Annotated in this window: 21 protein-coding genes; 12 read left to right on the top strand and 9 right to left on the bottom strand. The window is 57.7% G+C overall.

Annotation, left to right across the window (positions count from 1 at the left end):
• Window positions 1-3 precede the first annotated feature (3 nt).
• Complete coding sequence (locus JDEN_RS05795; protein WP_015771436.1) at window positions 4-1449, top strand: aspartate ammonia-lyase; 1446 nt, start codon at window positions 4-6, stop codon at window positions 1447-1449.
• On the opposite strand, the gene JDEN_RS05800 is transcribed toward JDEN_RS05795, so the two are convergent.
• Complete coding sequence (locus JDEN_RS05800; RefSeq protein ID WP_015771437.1) at window positions 1406-1873, bottom strand: PPOX class F420-dependent oxidoreductase; 468 nt, start codon at window positions 1871-1873, stop codon at window positions 1406-1408. The two genes, JDEN_RS05795 and JDEN_RS05800, sit on opposite strands and share 44 nt — an antisense overlap.
• 73 nt (window positions 1874-1946) lie before the next feature.
• Between JDEN_RS05800 and JDEN_RS05805 the strand changes: the two genes are divergently transcribed.
• The gene (locus tag JDEN_RS05805; RefSeq protein WP_015771438.1) at window positions 1947-2969 is read left to right on the top strand and encodes an asparaginase; all 1023 of its coding nucleotides are present in this window, start codon (window positions 1947-1949) and stop codon (window positions 2967-2969) included.
• Between the two features lie 9 nt (window positions 2970-2978).
• Window positions 2979-3398, top strand: a complete 420-nt coding sequence (locus JDEN_RS05810) for a DUF3995 domain-containing protein (RefSeq protein WP_015771439.1) — start codon at window positions 2979-2981, stop codon at window positions 3396-3398.
• Window positions 3399-3405: 7 nt separating this feature from the next.
• Here JDEN_RS05810 and ypfJ read toward each other — a convergent pair whose 3' ends face one another.
• The 4 genes from ypfJ to JDEN_RS05830 are packed head-to-tail and all read right to left on the bottom strand — an operon-like array spanning window position 3406 to window position 6413.
• Window positions 3406-4308, bottom strand: a complete 903-nt coding sequence (gene ypfJ, locus JDEN_RS05815) for a KPN_02809 family neutral zinc metallopeptidase (RefSeq protein ID WP_015771440.1) — start codon at window positions 4306-4308, stop codon at window positions 3406-3408.
• A gap of 15 nt (window positions 4309-4323) precedes the next feature.
• A complete protein-coding gene (locus JDEN_RS05820) occupies window positions 4324-4995 on the bottom strand; it encodes an energy-coupling factor transporter transmembrane component T family protein (protein WP_015771441.1) in 672 nt (223 codons plus the stop codon).
• Complete coding sequence (locus tag JDEN_RS05825; protein WP_015771442.1) at window positions 4992-5708, bottom strand: energy-coupling factor ABC transporter ATP-binding protein; 717 nt, start codon at window positions 5706-5708, stop codon at window positions 4992-4994. Before JDEN_RS05825 ends, JDEN_RS05820 begins: the two co-directional genes overlap by 4 nt.
• A 9-nt stretch (window positions 5709-5717) precedes the next feature.
• Window positions 5718-6413, bottom strand: coding sequence for a biotin transporter BioY (locus JDEN_RS05830; protein WP_015771443.1), 696 nt, complete (start codon window positions 6411-6413; stop codon window positions 5718-5720).
• A 124-nt stretch (window positions 6414-6537) separates the two neighbouring features.
• Between JDEN_RS05830 and JDEN_RS05835 the strand changes: the two genes are divergently transcribed.
• Window positions 6538-8136 (top strand): ABC-F family ATP-binding cassette domain-containing protein, encoded by a 1599-nt coding sequence (locus tag JDEN_RS05835; RefSeq protein ID WP_015771444.1) that lies wholly within the window; start codon window positions 6538-6540, stop codon window positions 8134-8136.
• A gap of 19 nt (window positions 8137-8155) precedes the next feature.
• On the opposite strand, the gene JDEN_RS05840 is transcribed toward JDEN_RS05835, so the two are convergent.
• Genes JDEN_RS05840 through JDEN_RS12975 form a run of 3 tightly spaced genes read right to left on the bottom strand, consistent with a single transcriptional unit; the run spans window position 8156 to window position 9637 of the window.
• Window positions 8156-9067, bottom strand: coding sequence for an SURF1 family cytochrome oxidase biogenesis protein (locus JDEN_RS05840; RefSeq protein ID WP_015771445.1), 912 nt, complete (start codon window positions 9065-9067; stop codon window positions 8156-8158).
• A complete protein-coding gene (locus JDEN_RS05845; RefSeq protein WP_015771446.1) occupies window positions 9064-9315 on the bottom strand; it encodes a hypothetical protein in 252 nt (83 codons plus the stop codon). The genes JDEN_RS05840 and JDEN_RS05845 overlap by 4 nt, the downstream gene beginning before the upstream one ends.
• Window positions 9308-9637, bottom strand: coding sequence for a DUF3099 domain-containing protein (locus tag JDEN_RS12975; RefSeq protein ID WP_169304100.1), 330 nt, complete (start codon window positions 9635-9637; stop codon window positions 9308-9310). Before JDEN_RS12975 ends, JDEN_RS05845 begins: the two co-directional genes overlap by 8 nt.
• A gap of 140 nt (window positions 9638-9777) precedes the next feature.
• On the opposite strand from JDEN_RS12975, the gene fabG reads away from it, so the two are divergent.
• Genes fabG through JDEN_RS05890 form a run of 8 tightly spaced genes read left to right on the top strand, consistent with a single transcriptional unit; the run spans window position 9778 to window position 15526 of the window.
• Window positions 9778-10494 carry a beta-ketoacyl-ACP reductase gene (fabG, locus tag JDEN_RS05855; protein WP_015771448.1) on the top strand — a complete coding sequence of 239 codons (717 nt, stop codon included), beginning with the start codon at window positions 9778-9780 and terminating at the stop codon, window positions 10492-10494.
• Between the two features lie 46 nt (window positions 10495-10540).
• Entirely contained in the window at window positions 10541-11308 is a 768-nt protein-coding gene (fabI, locus tag JDEN_RS05860) for an enoyl-ACP reductase FabI (protein WP_015771449.1), read from the top strand.
• 7 nt (window positions 11309-11315) lie between these two features.
• Entirely contained in the window at window positions 11316-11831 is a 516-nt protein-coding gene (locus tag JDEN_RS05865; RefSeq protein ID WP_015771450.1) for a SixA phosphatase family protein, read from the top strand.
• Window positions 11832-11835: 4 nt separating this feature from the next.
• On the top strand, window positions 11836-12297 hold the full coding sequence (locus JDEN_RS05870) for a hypothetical protein (RefSeq protein WP_015771451.1): 462 nt from the start codon (window positions 11836-11838) through the stop codon (window positions 12295-12297).
• Window position 12298: 1 nt separating this feature from the next.
• Entirely contained in the window at window positions 12299-12940 is a 642-nt protein-coding gene (serB, locus tag JDEN_RS05875; RefSeq protein ID WP_015771452.1) for a phosphoserine phosphatase SerB, read from the top strand.
• Window positions 12941-12976: 36 nt separating this feature from the next.
• Window positions 12977-13672 carry a hypothetical protein gene (locus JDEN_RS05880; protein WP_015771453.1) on the top strand — a complete coding sequence of 232 codons (696 nt, stop codon included), beginning with the start codon at window positions 12977-12979 and terminating at the stop codon, window positions 13670-13672.
• A 41-nt stretch (window positions 13673-13713) separates the two neighbouring features.
• Window positions 13714-14295 carry a copper chaperone PCu(A)C gene (locus tag JDEN_RS05885; protein WP_015771454.1) on the top strand — a complete coding sequence of 194 codons (582 nt, stop codon included), beginning with the start codon at window positions 13714-13716 and terminating at the stop codon, window positions 14293-14295.
• Window positions 14285-15526, top strand: coding sequence for a Dyp-type peroxidase (locus JDEN_RS05890; RefSeq protein WP_015771455.1), 1242 nt, complete (start codon window positions 14285-14287; stop codon window positions 15524-15526). The genes JDEN_RS05885 and JDEN_RS05890 overlap by 11 nt, the downstream gene beginning before the upstream one ends.
• Window positions 15527-15592: 66 nt before the next feature.
• Here the strand turns inward: JDEN_RS05890 and glgC are convergent, their stop codons facing one another.
• The gene (glgC, locus tag JDEN_RS05895) at window positions 15593-16831 is read right to left on the bottom strand and encodes a glucose-1-phosphate adenylyltransferase (protein ID WP_015771456.1); all 1239 of its coding nucleotides are present in this window, start codon (window positions 16829-16831) and stop codon (window positions 15593-15595) included.
• Between the last annotated feature and the right edge of the window lie 51 nt (window positions 16832-16882).

The following is a 16882-nucleotide window of genomic DNA, read 5'->3' on the forward strand; positions in this document are numbered from 1 at the left end:
GCCATGACTGCGACGCGCATCGAGAAGGATCTCATCGGAACTGAACACATCCCCAGCGATGTGTATTGGGGGATCCAAACGCTGCGTGCCGTGACGAACTTCCCGATCACCGGGATCCCGATTTCCAGCCACCCCAACCTTATTCGTGCGCTCGCTGCCGTGAAGATGGCGTGTGCTCACACGAATGCTCACTTAGGCATCTTGCCTAACGAGGTGGCTCAAGCCATCACTGAGGCATGTGAGACAGTGATGGCGGGTCACCACCACGACCAGTTTGTTGTTGATGTCATTCAAGGTGGGGCAGGGACATCAACCAATATGAACGCCAACGAAGTCATCGCGAATATTGCGTTGGAACGGTTGGGGGAACCACGTGGAACCTATGGTCGCGTGCACCCCAACGACCACGTAAACCTGTCACAGTCAACAAACGACGCATACCCCACATCCTTGAAAGTGGCGTTGCTGTATTCGTTACGAGAACTGCAAGAATCGATGCACCACTTGGAAGAGTCGTTTCGCTCCAAGGCAGATGAGTTTCACGACGTGCTCAAAATGGGGCGCACTCAACTTCAAGACGCGGTCCCCATGACGCTCGGGCAAGAATTTGGCGCCTTTGCCATCATGCTTGGCGAAGACCGGGCGCGACTTGGTGAGGCAGCAGAACTTCTCACAGAAATTAACCTCGGCGCCACAGCCATTGGAACAGGGATCAATGCGCCAGAAGGCTACGCAGAACTTGTAGCACGACACCTCAGCGACATCACAGGGTTTCCCACCACCACAGCCGAAGACCTCGTGGAAGCAACACAAGACGTTGGGTCCTTTGTGCAGGTATCAGGAACCTTGAAGAGGGTTGCGGTGAAACTCTCCAAGATCTGCAACGATCTGAGGTTACTGTCATCAGGGCCCCGGGCAGGACTGGGGGAAATCCACCTGCCACCTGTTCAAGCAGGTTCGTCAATCATGCCCGGCAAAGTGAATCCGGTGATCCCCGAAGTGGTCAACCAAGTTGCCTATGAAGTTGTCGGAAATGACGTCGCCATATCGATCGCTGCAGAAGCAGGACAGTTGCAACTCAACGCGTTTGAACCGTTGATCTTCCACAAACTGGACTCTGGGGTGCGGCATTTGTCCCAAGCATGTCGAACCCTCGCAGACCGGTGCGTTTCCGGGATCACCACTGACCGCGACGCCCTGCAACGCACTGTCGAGCACTCTATTGGCCTGGCCACTGCCCTTAACCCCCATCTTGGTTACGCCACAGCAACCTCAGTTGCAGCCGAAGCACTCGCTAGCGGACGCGGTGTCGCTGACATTGTCGTGGAGCGCCAACTCATGACACCAGAGGAGCTTGCCCTGGTTCTGAGCCCAGAACGACTAGCGAACCTCCGGCCCAAGATGGTTATTCCTGCGCAAGAGTCGCCGGAAACCCACCTGTCGCGATAGGCCCCCACGACTCGATCTCCACGACGATCACTGACTTCCCCTGGGTGACCATCGCCTCACGGTATTCCTGCCAGTTCGGGTGCTCGCCGCCAACCGCCCGGAAGTACTCCACCAGCACCTCAACCGAGTCAGGAAGATCGATGACGGTAGCGAGTCCATTGATTTGCACCCACGCATCATCAAAATCAGCGCCCAAAATACACAAGGACACCTGCGGGCGGCGGCGAATATTTGCCGCCTTTGCGCGGCTCGGGTACGTGGACACAAGAACCCGCCCACGGTCATCAACCCCATACACGACTGGGGACATCTGTAACCCGCCATCTTTGCGGTAGGTCGTGAGCACTGCACGTTTCTCACTGCGAAGAAACTCCAACAACCCTTCACGGTCAACCGCTGTATTTGTTGCAATCCGCCGCGCCATGGTGACTCCCGCTCTTTATGATCTGCGATGCTCTGGTTGCCTGCGCTGGCACCCCACCTGAGATACTAACGATGTGACTCAACCTCCCCAGCCTAACCCCGTCCACCCGCTGTCTCACCAAGCCCATGAACCCTTGGTCGCTCTCGTGCGCTCCGGTCTAGTGGAAAGTGTTCACTATGGTTCTTGGATCGCACTCGACTCCACGGGAGAAACGATCACCAGCGCTGGAGACCCTGACGCGCTCATCTACCCGCGTTCTGCGCTTAAACCCCTCCAAGCGTTCGCCCTCCTGACTGCCGGCTGGGACGGGACCCTCGAACAGGTCGCCTTAGCGTGTGCCAGCCATTCGGGAACAAGCCGCCACTGTGACGTGGTCACCTCAACTTTGCGCGACGCCCACCTCACAATTGATGCGCTTCGTAACACCCCAGACCTACCGCTTGGGCAGAACGAACGCACCGAGGCAATACGTGCCAGCGCCACCCCCACCTCTCTGGCCCAAAATTGCTCCGGCAAGCACGCAGCCATGCTTGCCACATGCGTTCACAACAGGTGGGACCTCGACAGCTACCTTGACCCCACACATCCTCTCCAACAGCACATCCGCACCACAATCGAATCATTCACAGGTGAACCGATCACCATCACATCGGTCGACGGATGCGGGGCCCCGCTGTTCGCTATGACCCTGCGCGCACTCGCACACGCCTTCACAACTCTGGCGACCAAAGCACACACAGACTCACGGTCACCAGCTGCGAACATCATTACGGCCATGACCACTCACCCCACCCTTGTGGCAGGTCCAGGACGCGACGTCACAGACATGATGGTCGCCTTCCCAGGGCTTGTTACAAAAGACGGTGCAGAAGGAATTCACATTGCGGTTTTCCCAGACTCACGTGTTGCCGCACTCAAAATCGCAGACGGCACGAACAGAGGGCGCGTCACAGCTGCCCTCCACCTCCTTGGTGAACTGGGTGCACACGACCCGCAGCTGACCCTCGCCCACACCCCTGCCGTCCTCGGTGGGGGACAACCTGTTGGGCACACCTACATCATCCCAGCACGTGACACCACCACCACACGTCAGTAGGCTGCCACCATGAGACTACTCGCACGCGTCATCACCACAACCACACTCACAGGAATCGCAGCACTGCATGCCGCCTGGGCAACAGGCTCCGCATTTCCCTTTGCCACCCGCGAAGAACTCGCAGACACCGTAGTCGGGTCACCCGAATTCCCTGGTGCCAACGCATGCTGGACTGTGACAGCGCTCGCAGGAACAGGTGCGCTTCTTGTGGCAGTGCAACCACGAACCACGCTTGTGCGCCTTGCCCACCGTGGAGTGGCTGCCACCCTCCTTGCCCGCGCAATCATTGGCGGGCGAACCTCCACGCAACTCCTTGGCCTCCCAGAACCCAGCCGCGCGTTCCTTGACGCTGACAAGAAAATTTACCGGCCGCTGTGCCTCACACTGGGGGTTGGTGCGTGGGTGAGCGCTTCACCGGCCCGTCAGTGAGGGCACATCACCCGTCAGCACCGAGGTCGAGATCAGCGACCTCAAACGTATTACAGGCGTCAAAGGACCCGCGTTCGTAGCCGCGGGTAAACCACCTTTGGCGTTGGGTCGCACTGCCATGCGTGAACTGGTGGGGGTCCACTGAACTACCTGACGCTTCTTGAATGCGGTCATCACCAACAGCGGCGGCAGCATCAAGAGCGTCACGTAGTTGCGCATCGGTGATCGGTTCGAGAAAAGGGCGACCAGTATCTGGGTCCGGAGTCGTTGCAGCGGCACCCGCCCACATGCCTGCAAGGCAGTCCGCCATCAGTTCGACCCGCACAGAGTCCGAATCCGCACCAGAACCACCACGATCTGCGTCCCCCAACACCCCGGTGATGTGCTCAATATGGTGTCCCACCTCATGAGCGGTGATGTACATCTGCGCTAAAGGGCCGCCTGTCGTACCAAAATCAGTGCGCAACACCTCGTAAAAGGACACATCTATGTAGACAGTTTCGTCAGCAGGACAGTAAAAAGGACCGACCGCAGAGGTCGCAGATCCACAACCGGTGGACACAGAACCAGAAAAACTGACCGCCCTAGGCATGGTGTAGGCCACCCCTGTTTGGGTGTCTAGCGTGTCAGCCCAATATGCATCCAACGACTCCATGGTCCACCCGTAACGGCATTCATCATCCGCGTTGGCTCGATCCGCCGTGTCACACCCTGTGAGGTCACTGGATTGCGACTGAGTGCCTGTGCTTGTGGTGTCGAGCAACGACGCGAACTGAGTGAGGTCAACTCCAAACAACTGCGACAGCAACACCAGCGCGATGACGCCGACACCGCCACCGATCGCAGCTTTTCCACCTGAACGCCGCTGCACACGAGAGGAGTCGAAGTTCCCGCCTTCTTGGAATGTCATGCCGACAGAATACCGTCACCGGCACATCGGTGATGGGTCGTCCTCATCTAGTGCACCACGAGCATCAAGTGCGTCTGCAGTGTCGAGCGCGAACTTTGTTGCCCGCAACACGACAGGGAGGAATACCCGAGAAGGTGTTGGGGTAGCGCCGCGTGCTGTCACTGCACTGCGGGTTTGTGCAATGAGCTCCAACAGCACAGGGATCATCCGAAGTGTCAATGAGATGGTCAGTGCGACGATTGTGGCGGCGCGAACTCCAATGACGCGTGCCGATGCGCGGGTCACCAGGTCAGTGATGTCGGTTGTGCTGGTGGTGCGTGACACGACAGTTGCCACCATGACAACACCGATCAAACCAGCAGGCATCATGAACGCCAACATTGGGTTGCCTCGCCACACGTGATACCCGGCCATGGGACCAACAACGAACACAAGTGGCCATAAACCCATGAGCGTCCGCCAGGACAGTGCGGCACTGGCCCACAAGATGATGGCCACAACCAGCGCGCCGATGGCAATGGGAACCGTACGTACACAACCCACGACCAGACTGAACCCAATCACCACGAAGATTTTGGCTCCTGCGGGGAGACGATGAATGACACTGGTTCCGGGGCTGTAGGTGCCCACAAGTACAGGCGCAGCATCAAGTCGTTGATGGCGGGGAACTCGGCGTGGTGTGGTCATTGATCAGGCCATGGTTGCGAGAGCACCAGGTCATATGCGGCCAGTGCTTCATCGGGTGAGCCGTCTGCAATGACATGACCATGATCGATCACGATGACACGATCAGTGCTCCGTGCATGGTCAAGGTCATGGGTTGCGAAGATCACCTGTTGATCCACCGTGGCGAGAAGGTCGATGACGCGTCGACGCCACCGGGCATCCAGTCGGGTGGTTGGCTCATCACACACCACCACTCGCGGACCAGTAGCGAGCACTGACATGAGAGCGACAAGTTGTGCTTGCCCACTAGACAATGACGCAACAGCTTGATGCGGACTCAATCCAAGACCCCACTGGTCAAGAAGTGTCTGTGCGTGGGCTGGAACCTGCGATGACACATCATCGTGCCGCTTGCGGCGGCGCGCGATCCGCAATGACAACTCAAGGTCTTCGCCCACAGTGGGTGCAAGAATTTGTGTGTGCGGGTCAGGGAACGTGAACGCCACCTGTGCCCGCACCTTGCTGGCGTGATCGATGGTGTCATCACCATCAACTGTGACCGCGCCATAAGTGGGTCCAACGAGCCCGTTGACAAGCCGCAAGAACGTTGACTTTCCGCTCCCATTAGCTCCAACAACGGCCACACGTTGTTCTGTGATACTCAGCGTGGTGGGCGCAAGAAGTGTCCGTCCTTGCGCCTCCACACTGACATCAGTGAAAGAAATGGTCGCCATGGGGTGACGTTAGCGTAAGTCCCGTAACACGGGGAATGCGCGCAACACAGCTAAGGAGACAAGGACTGCAGCTGTGGTTTTGATGATGTCGCCAGGAATGAAAATGAGGTCAGCAGTTAAGGCGTCGAGGAAAGGCATTGGTACGCGCAGGTGCATCCCCACAATTCCGAGCGTGTGAATCGTGAGTAAAGAGATGAGTAAGCACACGGCAATAGTGGTTGCCGTGTGGAACACACGAAGACGGCGGGCGGTGTCAGGGGCAGCACGTTCAACGATTGCCCGGGTTGCTAGGAGTCGCCGGGTAGCCCACCCGATAGCGAACGCTGCGAGGGGGAAGGCAAGAAGGTAGCCCGCAGTGGGTCCCACAAATGGGGCAAGCCCCGAGTTCCCACCGGAGAAGACCGGTAATCCGGCGGCACCTAAGGCGAGGTACACCACTACAGCAGCGCTACCGCGGCGGGCGCCTAAGACAAGACCTGAGAGCATAACTCCAAAGGTTTGCAGTGTGATGGGGGCAGGGACACCTGCGATAGCGATTGCTGGTGCTAAAGCACAACCGACGATGATGGCTGCGAACGTTGCGACTAACGCAACGTCACGTGAGATGCGGGCACGTGGTGAACGGCGGGTACGCGGCGATGCAGGAGCCGCTACTGATTGTGTGGACAAGTTTTCCCCCTCAACGATGTGACGCAACACCACCATGGTGATGGTGTGACGTGAAGAAATACAACAGCCCTGACAGTAGTGGACCGGTAGAATCAAACACGTTTGTGTCTGGCATGAGGTTGCAGGGCACTGTTTGGAGAAAACCAACAAAGGACTGTGCGTGATTACTGCCACTGGTGTGGAGCTTCGGATCGGGGCACGAACCCTGTTACAACCCACAAGTTTTCGGGTCGGCCCCGGCGACAGAATCGGGTTAGTGGGGCGTAACGGCGCGGGCAAAACAACCCTCACCCGGGTGCTTGCCGGGGAAGGACAAGCCACAGATGGGTCAGTGTCCCGCAGTGGGGTGATTGGATACCTTCCACAAGACCCGCGTCCGTCTGACCCCACAACAAGCGCGAAAGACCACATTCTTTCCATCCGTGACTTGCATAATCTTGCTGCGTTGATGGCGAAAATAGAAGAGCAAATGGCGTCATCTGATCCGAAGGTGATGGCTAAAGCACTGGATCGCTATCCGAAAGTGGAAGCACGCTTTCTTGCGGCGGGTGGTTATGCCGCGCAGAGCGAAGCACTACGCATTGCGGCGAACTTGGGGTTGGACAACACGCTCTTGAACCATGGGCTGGGGGAGTTGTCCGGTGGTCAACGCAGACGGGTGGAACTTGCCCGCATTTTGTTCTCTGGTGGTGAAACGCTGTTGCTTGATGAGCCCACCAACCACCTTGACGCTGACTCGATTATCTGGCTGCGCGACTATTTGCGCACCTACGAGGGCGGTCTCATCGTGATCTCCCACGACAACGAATTCATGCGCGCCATTGTGAACAAGGTTTATCACCTTGACGCCAACCGTGGCGTTCTTGATCAGTACAACATGGGGTGGGACGCCTACCTGCAACAACGGCAAGATGATGAACGCCGCCGCCGCCGGGAGCGTGCAAACGCAGAAAAGAAAGCGTCAGCACTCGTTGCACAGGCAGAGAAGATGCGCGCGAAAGCCACAAAGGCGGTTGCTGCGCAGAACATGTTGAAACGTGCTGAGCGGATGATGGAAGGACTTGATGAACAGCGGGCAGCGGACAAGGTCGCGAAATTGCGGTTTCCAACCCCCGCGCCCTGCGGGCGAGTACCGCTCACCGGTTCTGCGCTGTCAAAAAGCTATGGGTCGTTAGAAGTTTTTACCGGTGTTGACCTCGCAATCGACAGGGGATCCCGAGTGGTGATTCTTGGGTTCAACGGTGCGGGAAAAACAACACTGCTCCGAGTGCTCGCGGGGGTTGAAGAACCCACATCAGGCACTGTTGAAGCAGGCCATGGTCTCAAATTGGGTTACTACGCCCAAGAACATGACACTCTTGATCTTGATCTGACAGTTGTTGAGAATCTGCGCCACGCCGCTCCTGACCTCACCGATACACAAGTACGGTCAGTACTTGGATCATTCCTGTTCTCCGGTGACGACGCAGATAAACCCACCCGCGTGCTTTCTGGTGGTGAAAAGACACGGCTTGCTCTGGCGACCCTCGTGGTGTCCTCAGCAAATGTGCTACTCCTTGACGAACCCACAAACAACCTTGATCCGGCGTCTCGGGCAGAGATCCTGGGGGCGCTTGCTACCTATGAGGGGGCAGTCATTATGGTGACTCACGATGAAGGGGCCGTCGATGCGCTGTCGCCAGACCGAGTATTACTCCTACCCGACGGTGACGAAGACTTGTGGAACGACTCCTACCGCGACCTCGTCGCTCTTGCGTGACGCGACAAGCCCGTCGACCTCAATCAACAAACAAAGAATCCTCGTAGTCCGCATCGACGTCCTTTATGTGTCGCGTCTTTCGTTGCCCCGCACCGTGTTGCTTGCCAGTCCTGGAGGTCCCCTCTTGGGCGTTCAATGCGGCAAAAGGGTTATATTCTGACGATACTGGTGCACGGCGTGAACGGTGTTCCCGCACGACGAGCACAAAGAAACCAGCGCCGGCACCAATAGCAAAGACCCACCACTGCAGTGCGTAGGACAAATGTGACCCGGGGTCCGTGTCAGGTTCGGGCAATGCCCGCATTGCGGTGGTTGGGGCAGGGTCTTCTTCGATCAGTGATCCATAGACATGTTCGTACACCGGCATCGTGGGCCACTGCTCCAACCCGCCATACGTGGCCCCCGCAACCAGCGCATCGGTCACCGTAATGGACTGCACTTGGCCATCAGGTGCGTCACGCCCCACGCGTGCCTCACTGTGGCGAAGATGCACGGTCACTGTCACAAGACCTGTGGGAGGAGCTGGGATCGTCGATGGGCGGGTGACGTCAACGTCATAGGGAACCCAACCACGGTTGACAAGAAGGACAGCACCGTCTTCCGTTTCCAACGGAACTAACACGTGCACGGAAGGTGTTGAAGCGATAGGGCGGTTTCGCAATAACGCTGTTGCCTGTGGTACGTAGGTACCACGCACAGATACTGGTGTCCACACCTGGGAGTCGGAGATCGCGTCGCTAGGGGAGGGAACCACTTCACTCAAAGCAACCGGATCAGCTGAGTAGTTCACCGCAATTGTGTCAATGCGTGCGTCCTTATTGACATGACGACTCCACTGCCAGCGTCCCAACGAAAGACACAAAATCACCACGACAGCGACAGCCAAAGCAATCCCCAACCACTGGAGAAAAGAACGCGGTTGGGACCTCACGCAGGATCCCCTGGGATCACACGGTCAAGCTCAGAAACCGGAACTGTGTCACGCAAGAAATTGCGGGCCCCCAAAAAGCGCTCCAAATGGTCGCGGTGGTCTTGGCACGACAACCACACCTTGCGGCGTTCGGGGGTGTGAATTTTGGGGTTATTCCACAACAGTCCCCACACGGCAACTGCCCGACACCCTTTCCCAGAGCAGATCAACTCGTCGACAGGATCTGCGATTCCTAGCACGTCAGTCATGACTCTCCTTGGAAGGTGGAGTGTTCTCGTCCTCATCACCTGACTGGACAACAGGCGCATCAAGCTGGTGCCACTGCATCGGATTGTCCATAGTATGAGTTGTCAAACGCCCCATGTTTGATCCCACCACGGCGATATATGGAAGGAAAATTGCCGCACCAATAAGTACCCACTGAAGTGCACCCGAGGCAAAATACGCGCCGATGAAACAGGCAAACCGAATGCCCATCTGAATGGAGTACACACGAATGCGACGCCCCTGGTCCTGGGCAAGGGACGTGGGGGCGCTGGTAATCGAGGGAGCAGCAGAACGCCTGTGCACCCACACTATTCTACGCTCCCTGACAATTTTGTAGGATCCCTACGAACTTCACCAGGACATGGCGGGCGTTTCGTTGGCACTGCGGGCAGGCCCTCTTCTATAGATTACCTACAGACCACAGCAACGACGAAGGAGCGCACGTGAGCGAGACCACCACACGAGTTGTCCTAGTGACTGGGGCGAACCGCGGAATCGGGCGAGCCATCGCCGAAGCATTTGTGGCCCAAGGAGACACCGTGGCCACAATCTACCGCAGCGGAGACCTGCCACATGGAGTCCACGGATATGTGGGAGACGTCACCTCCACTACCGACATTGACGCCGCGTTTACCCGCATCGAAGCAGACTTAGGGCCAGTCACAGTTTTGGTCGCCAACGCGGGGATCACCCGTGACCAGCTACTCATGCGCATGAGTGATGAAGAGTTCGACCAGGTTGTGGACGTCAACCTCACTGGTGCGTTCCGGTGTGCACGTCGCGCATCAAAAGGCATGATCAAAGCGCGCAATGGCCGCATCATCTTCATCTCATCCGTCGTTGGCCTATACGGCGGACCTGGCCAAGTAAACTATTCGGCGTCCAAAGCAGGGCTGGTGGGTATGGCACGGTCCATTACCCGCGAACTAGGCTCACGCTCAATCACTGCCAACGTTGTCGCACCAGGGTTCATTAACACGGACATGACCCAAGCTCTGCCTGAAGCAACTCAAAAGACCTACAAGTCCTCCATTCCTGCCGGTCGGTTCGCAGAGCCCCATGAGGTTGCAGCTGCCGTCCAATTCCTCGCTTCCGAGCAGGCCGGATACATTTCTGGTGCCGTCATCCCCGTGGATGGCGGACTGGGAATGGGTCACTAAAAACCTGACGTTCCTGCAGCGTACCCCACCCACTGAAAGGCTCACTATGTCACTTCTGGCCGGTAAAAAAATCCTCATCACCGGGGTGTTAACACAGCACTCGATCGCGTTTCACGTTGCCCGTCTTGCGCAAGAGCAAGGCGCAACCGTCATCCTCACGTCCTTTGGACGACAGATGAAGCTCACGCAAGCTATCGCGAAGCGTCTGCCTGAACCTGCCCCAGTCCTCACCCTGGATGTGACGAATCGCGAGGACCTCGACACGCTGAAAGACCGTGTTCTTGAACACGTTGATGGGCTTGATGGTGTTGTCCATTCCATTGGGTTTGCCCCCCAGTCCGTCATGGGTGGCAACTTCCTCTCGGGGGAATGGGCAGACGTTGCGACGGCTCTGGAAATCTCAGCTTTTTCGTTGAAATCCCTGGCCGTTGCCACTCAACCCCTCATGTCCACTGGTGGTTCTGTGGTGGGATTGACGTTCGACGCGAAGTTCGCGTGGCCGGTGTATGACTGGATGGGGGTGGCGAAAGCAGCCTTCGAATCGACCGCTCGGTATCTTGCGCGTGACCTTGGTCCGCAGGGGATTCGGGTTAACCTCGTATCAGCAGGACCGATCCGCACCACTGCTGCAAAGTCCATTCCGGGCTTTGAACAGATGGAAGGGAACTGGCCCAACCGAGCGCCGCTTGGGTGGGACCAGTCGAACCCGGAACCAACCGCACGCGCGGTGGCAGCATTGCTGTCAGACTGGTTCCCGGCAACAACTGGCGAGATCGTTCATGTAGACGGTGGAGTCCACGCGATGGGACAGTAGGTTGACTTTGACGCACAGCACTCAGCGACTTCTTTTGCTGCGGCACGCGAAAGCAGAACCAGCAGGTGCAGTAACAGACCACATGCGCCCGCTGGCGCTTCGTGGACGCAAACAGGCGCGAGCGGTCGCTGAGGTGCTGGTCACCCACAACCTCATCCCTGATGCAGTGTTGGTGTCCTCAGCTGTGCGCACGAAACAAACGTGGGAGATTCTTGCCGGTGGGTTCGACCATGCACCCGCGAAGGTGAGCTTCCACGATGACCTGTATGTTGCTGGGGTGGACGATGTTCTCAAGCTTGTCGCCACAACCCACGGCAGCACGGTGCTGGTTGTGGGTCATGAGCCGACGATGTCTGCGGTTGCTGAACAACTTGCTGGTGACGGATCGAGCCAGGATGCCTATGCCCAGGTTCGTTTGGGTATCCCGACCGCAACGTTATGTGTCTTGGAATCAGACCAGCCTTTTGGTCAGTGGGAAGCACGTGGAGTGACCCTTACCCAGGTGATCCGGCCCGAGCACTAAGATCATGCGTATCAACCCGTTTCTTGTTCTTGCAGTGGGCATTGCGATGACTGCGTGGGTCGCCGGAGCTCGGGCTTTGTGGGGGCTTCCTGGAAGTCACGCTGTCACCTATCTGGGCGCGGTTGGCCTCCCCATCCTTGTAGGGCATCTCCTGCTCGCCCGTGCGCAAGCACGTGCAAGACGACAGCACACACCTCTTCGTTCTGGTGTGTGGGGTACGCTCGTCGGATCGTGGGTGTGCCTGTTCTTACTTGGTTTGTTCCTGCCTGAACGCGTAGATGGTCACCTCACCCACATCATCGTTGGCACACAAGAACCAGCACGTGGACTGCTCATCGGGTTCGCTAATCCGCTCGGTATTATCGGTGTCGCCTTGCTTATCGCGGCTGTCATCATGGCGAGCCTTGACGCCCGACCACCCCGCCCAAGCGAGGACGACTTACTCGACGCTGCATTCGGAGAATGACATGACCACCACCCGCCTTGTCGTCATGGATGTCGACTCCACACTCATTGAACAAGAAGTCATCGAGCTGATCGCTCAGCACGCAGGGACCTATGAGCTGGTAGCCAACATCACAGAACGCGCGATGCGCGGCGAACTGGATTTTGCGGCATCACTGGCTGCACGGGTAGACACGCTTGCTGGGGTGCACGTGGACGATCTTGCCAAGGTGCGTGATGCGGTCACGTTTAGTCCAGGTGCCCGCGAGTTCATCGCTGAATGCCAGCGCCGTGGGTGGGAAGTCGCACTTGTGTCAGGAGGGTTCACGGAAATCGTGCGCCACCTTGCCCACGAGGTAGGCATTACCAGGTTCCGGGCTAACCATCTGGACGTGGTGGCAAATCGGTTGACGGGACGCACCACTGGCACCATTGTGGACCGCGCCTACAAAGAAACATCTCTGCGCGAGTTTGCGGCCGAGCTGGGTATCCCCATGGATGACACGGTAGCTATTGGTGATGGGGCCAACGACCTTGACATGATCCATGCCGCTGGAATTGGCATCGCCTACAACGCGAAACCTATTGTTGTTGAACAAGCGCCCTACGCGATCTCGGGTTCCCTGATCTCGGCACTTGATGTGATCGACAACCACCCCAAGTAGGTCGAAAGACCCAAGTAATCGTGCCATGATGGTGCCGTGACCACCCATCAGAGCAACGCCAATGGCACGCTACGCATCGGCGTGACAAGTGCTTTGCTTGTGGCGTTGGCTGCAGGGGCGCACGTCTTGGGTGGGGGAGCACTCCATGTGAGTGCCGCCGTGATCGTCGCAGTCATCGTTGCTTTTCTCATCACCATCGTGACACGGGTGTCACCGTTTGTTTCCACTGCCTGGGTGGCACAGTGCGTCACCGCGCTCGCGGCAGTGATGACCCAGTGGGCAGCCCACGCAGTGTTCTCCCTGATGCCACCTGCACCGGTTCACACCAGTGAACTGGGCGGACACCTCGGCCAGGTGGTTCCTGTGGGAATGAGTTATGGCCATCATGCCCATGATGGGGCCATCACCGTGCCGCTTCCACCCCTGCAGGACATCCACAGTGGTGACCATAGTTCCCCATTCATGGTCGTGACACACAGCGCGGCAGCAATGATCACGGTATGGGTCCTGGCTGACATTAATCGGGCGCTGACCCCATTGGGCGCGCTCCTCGCATCCCTATTGACTGCGCTCGTGTGGATCATACGGTTAGCGCCATTGCCGCACGCTGCCACCGTGAAAATCACGACAAGCGCTCACACAGGAAACGCTGGTAGGCGTCACTCGCGCCACCATCACCGACGCGGTCCACCACAACTGACACACCTGGTCATTGCCATCGCACGCACCTAACGCGGTGATGGTGTCAATCTCCCAGTTGTCAAGGAAGTGTCATGCCGTTTCCCCTCTTTTCCCATGCCCACACACCAGTTCGCCCCACACTCACCATCGCTGCCCTTGGTGCAGCCCTGCTTTTGGGTGGGTGTACCGCATCAGAAACCGCGCCACCCACAACCTCACTCACACAGGAAACAAGCACTCACAGTGCATCAGATCTCCTCACCATTGAGTCCGCCTGGGTGAAAGCCGGAACCCAAGGAACAATGACCGGTCTGTTTTTGTCCCTCACCAATACCGGCGACACCGCGTTGACCCTGACCAGTGCACACAGCGACAGTGCCACCATGATGGAGTTACACGACACCGTCGCGGCAGACGACGGATCAACCACCATGGTCGAAGTAGATGGTGGGTTCACCATCGCACCAGGTGACACGATGATCCTTGAACCAGGTGGGCGCCACCTCATGCTCATGGGGCTAACCAACGACCTCATCGCTGGAGACACCCTTGATGTCACCCTCACGTTCAACGACGGTTCCTCCACCACCATCAACGCCCCGATCCGCGAGGTTGATGGCGCCCAAGAAACGTACGAACACCAAGAAACCGACATGAGTGGCCATGACAAGTGACCGCGAACCACACCTGACTCGCAGACAATGGCTCACTTCAGCCGCGGTCATTGGTGGAACAGCGGTCGCTGGTGGCTCCCTGGGCGGAATTCTTCACCATTCCCAGGGGGCCACCACCGCCAGCTCTACCTCCGATGAACCCACCGATGATGTGTTTTTTGGTCACGTAAGAGAACCCTTTTACGGACCACACCAAGCTGGGATCACCAGCGCAATCCAGGCGCATGCCAGCTATCTTGGGTTCACGTTCCACCCACATGCCACCGCAACTGATGTGGTGCGCACGCTACGGATCCTCACCCACGATGCAGCACTTCTCACCCAAGGGAAGGGGGCACTTGCTGACACAGAACCTGAACTCGCACACACCCCCGCCCGCCTCACCGTCACTGTGGGGTTCGGTCCAGAATTCTTCGACAGAGCCGGTATCCCGCATCTGCGTCCACCCCACCTGGCGCAGTTGCCGTCGTATCGCATCGACAGGCTCGATCCCGCATACGGACAAACTGACTTGCTTCTGCTTATCCAAGGTGATGACCCCACCAGCGTCGCCCACGCAGCCAGGGTGCACACCCGGCAAATCCGGTCTTTTGCCCAGCGAGCCTGGACACAACATGGGTTCAGCTATGCACGGGGAACCCATCCGCAGGGAACCACGATGCGTAACCTCATGGGACAGGTCGATGGCACACACACCGCACACACCCAAGCAAGCGACGAACACGTGTGGCTCCGCGATAGTGATGGGGACCGTCATGTCGGGGCAACCACCTTCGTGCTACGCCGAATCGCGATGACACTGGACACCTGGGATGAAGTGGACCGACCTGGCCGAGAAGACGCGTTAGGGCGCCGAATGAGTGATGGCGCCCCACTCACCGGAACCGCCGAACACGACCCCCCGGATTTTGAGGCGCGAAATGACCTCGGCTTTCCGGTGATCGCCCCCTACGCGCACATCCGCAGAGCCCATCATCCTGATCCCACAGTGCGCATCTACCGGCGTGCCTACAACTTCAATGATCCACCCACCCCAGACAACCCCCACACGACAGGGTTACTTTTTGGATCCTTTCAACGCTCCATCCCCAACCAATACCTTCCCATCCAAAACCGGCTCGCAGAACTCGATGCCCTCAACGAATGGACCATACCGGTGGGTTCAGCCGTGTACTACATCCCCCCAGGAGTCCGTGAAGGACAATTCCTGGGCGAACAACTGTTGACATAAAAAAGTGTGCCCACGCGACGGCGATGTCACGTGGGCACACAACGCACAGAGAGCCAGGATCACTATCTAGTCCACGGTAGTTCCTTTGGGAACAACAGTGATACCCGACTCGGTCACAGTAAACCCACGGCGGCGGTCCTCCTCGGCATCAAGACCAATACGAGCCCGTTCGTTCACCGTCACGTTCTTATCCAAAATTGCTCGATGAACCTGAGCATGCCGGTGCACAATGACGTCGTCCATGAGCACCGAATCCGACACCGACGACCACGAGTGCAAGCGCACACCAGGTGAGAGCACAGAACCCACCACCGTGGCCCCAGAAATAACAACACCCGGGGACACAATCGAATCAGCGGCGTGCCCCAAACGGCCAGGGCCCGCATGGACAAACTTTGCCGGGGGAAGCCCGGTGTACCCGGTAAACAGCGGCCACTCAGAGTTATACAAGTTGAACACCGGGTTCACCGAAATGAGGTCCATGTTCGCATCAAAAAACGAATCAATCGTCCCCACATCCCGCCAATAATCGCGGTCACGGTCCGTGGAACCTGGAACATCGTTGTGGATGAAATCGTAAAACCCGGCCGTACCACGCTTCACAAAATACGGCACAATGTCCCCACCCATGTCATGTTTGGAGTCCTCGTTGTCCGCATCGAACGCCACAGCATCAGCAAGAGCGTCAGCGTTAATGACGTAGTTGCCCATGGATGCAAGAATCTCACCCGGAGAGTCAGGCAACCCCACCGGGTCGGACGGTTTCTCCAAGAAATCCCGGATCCGGTCAGGGTGCTCAGGGTCAATGTCAATCACCCCAAACTCTGATGCCATCGCAATAGGCTGCCGGATACCCGCCACAGTCATCTCAGCTCCGGACGCAACATGCGCGTCAACCATCTGAGAAAAATCCATGCGGTACACGTGGTCAGCACCAACCACCACAACAATGTCAGGGCGTTCATCTTCAATGATGTTCAAACACTGGTAGATCGCGTCTGCAGACCCCAAATACCAGCGTTTACCCACCCGCTGCTGGGCTGGAACAGGGGCAACAAAGTTCCCCAGCAAAGGAGACATGCGCCATGTCTTAGAAATATGACGGTCAAGTGAATGGGACTTGTACTGAGTGAGCACAACGATGTGCAAATAGTGAGAGTTCGCGAGGTTCGATAACGCGAAGTCAACGAGGCGGTAAATGCCACCAAACGGCACGGCCGGCTTTGCCCGGTGCTTGGTCAGTGGCATGAGTCGTTTCCCCTCGCCACCGGCAAGGACGATCGCAAGAACTTTGGGAGATGCCATACTCGAACCTTATGTTGTTGTGACCAATTCTGCAGGAAAAGCGGTAGCGTG

Origin of the sequence: Jonesia denitrificans DSM 20603, from assembly GCF_000024065.1 — a bacterium.
In the GTDB taxonomy this organism is placed as follows: Bacteria; Actinomycetota; Actinomycetes; order Actinomycetales; family Cellulomonadaceae; genus Jonesia; species Jonesia denitrificans.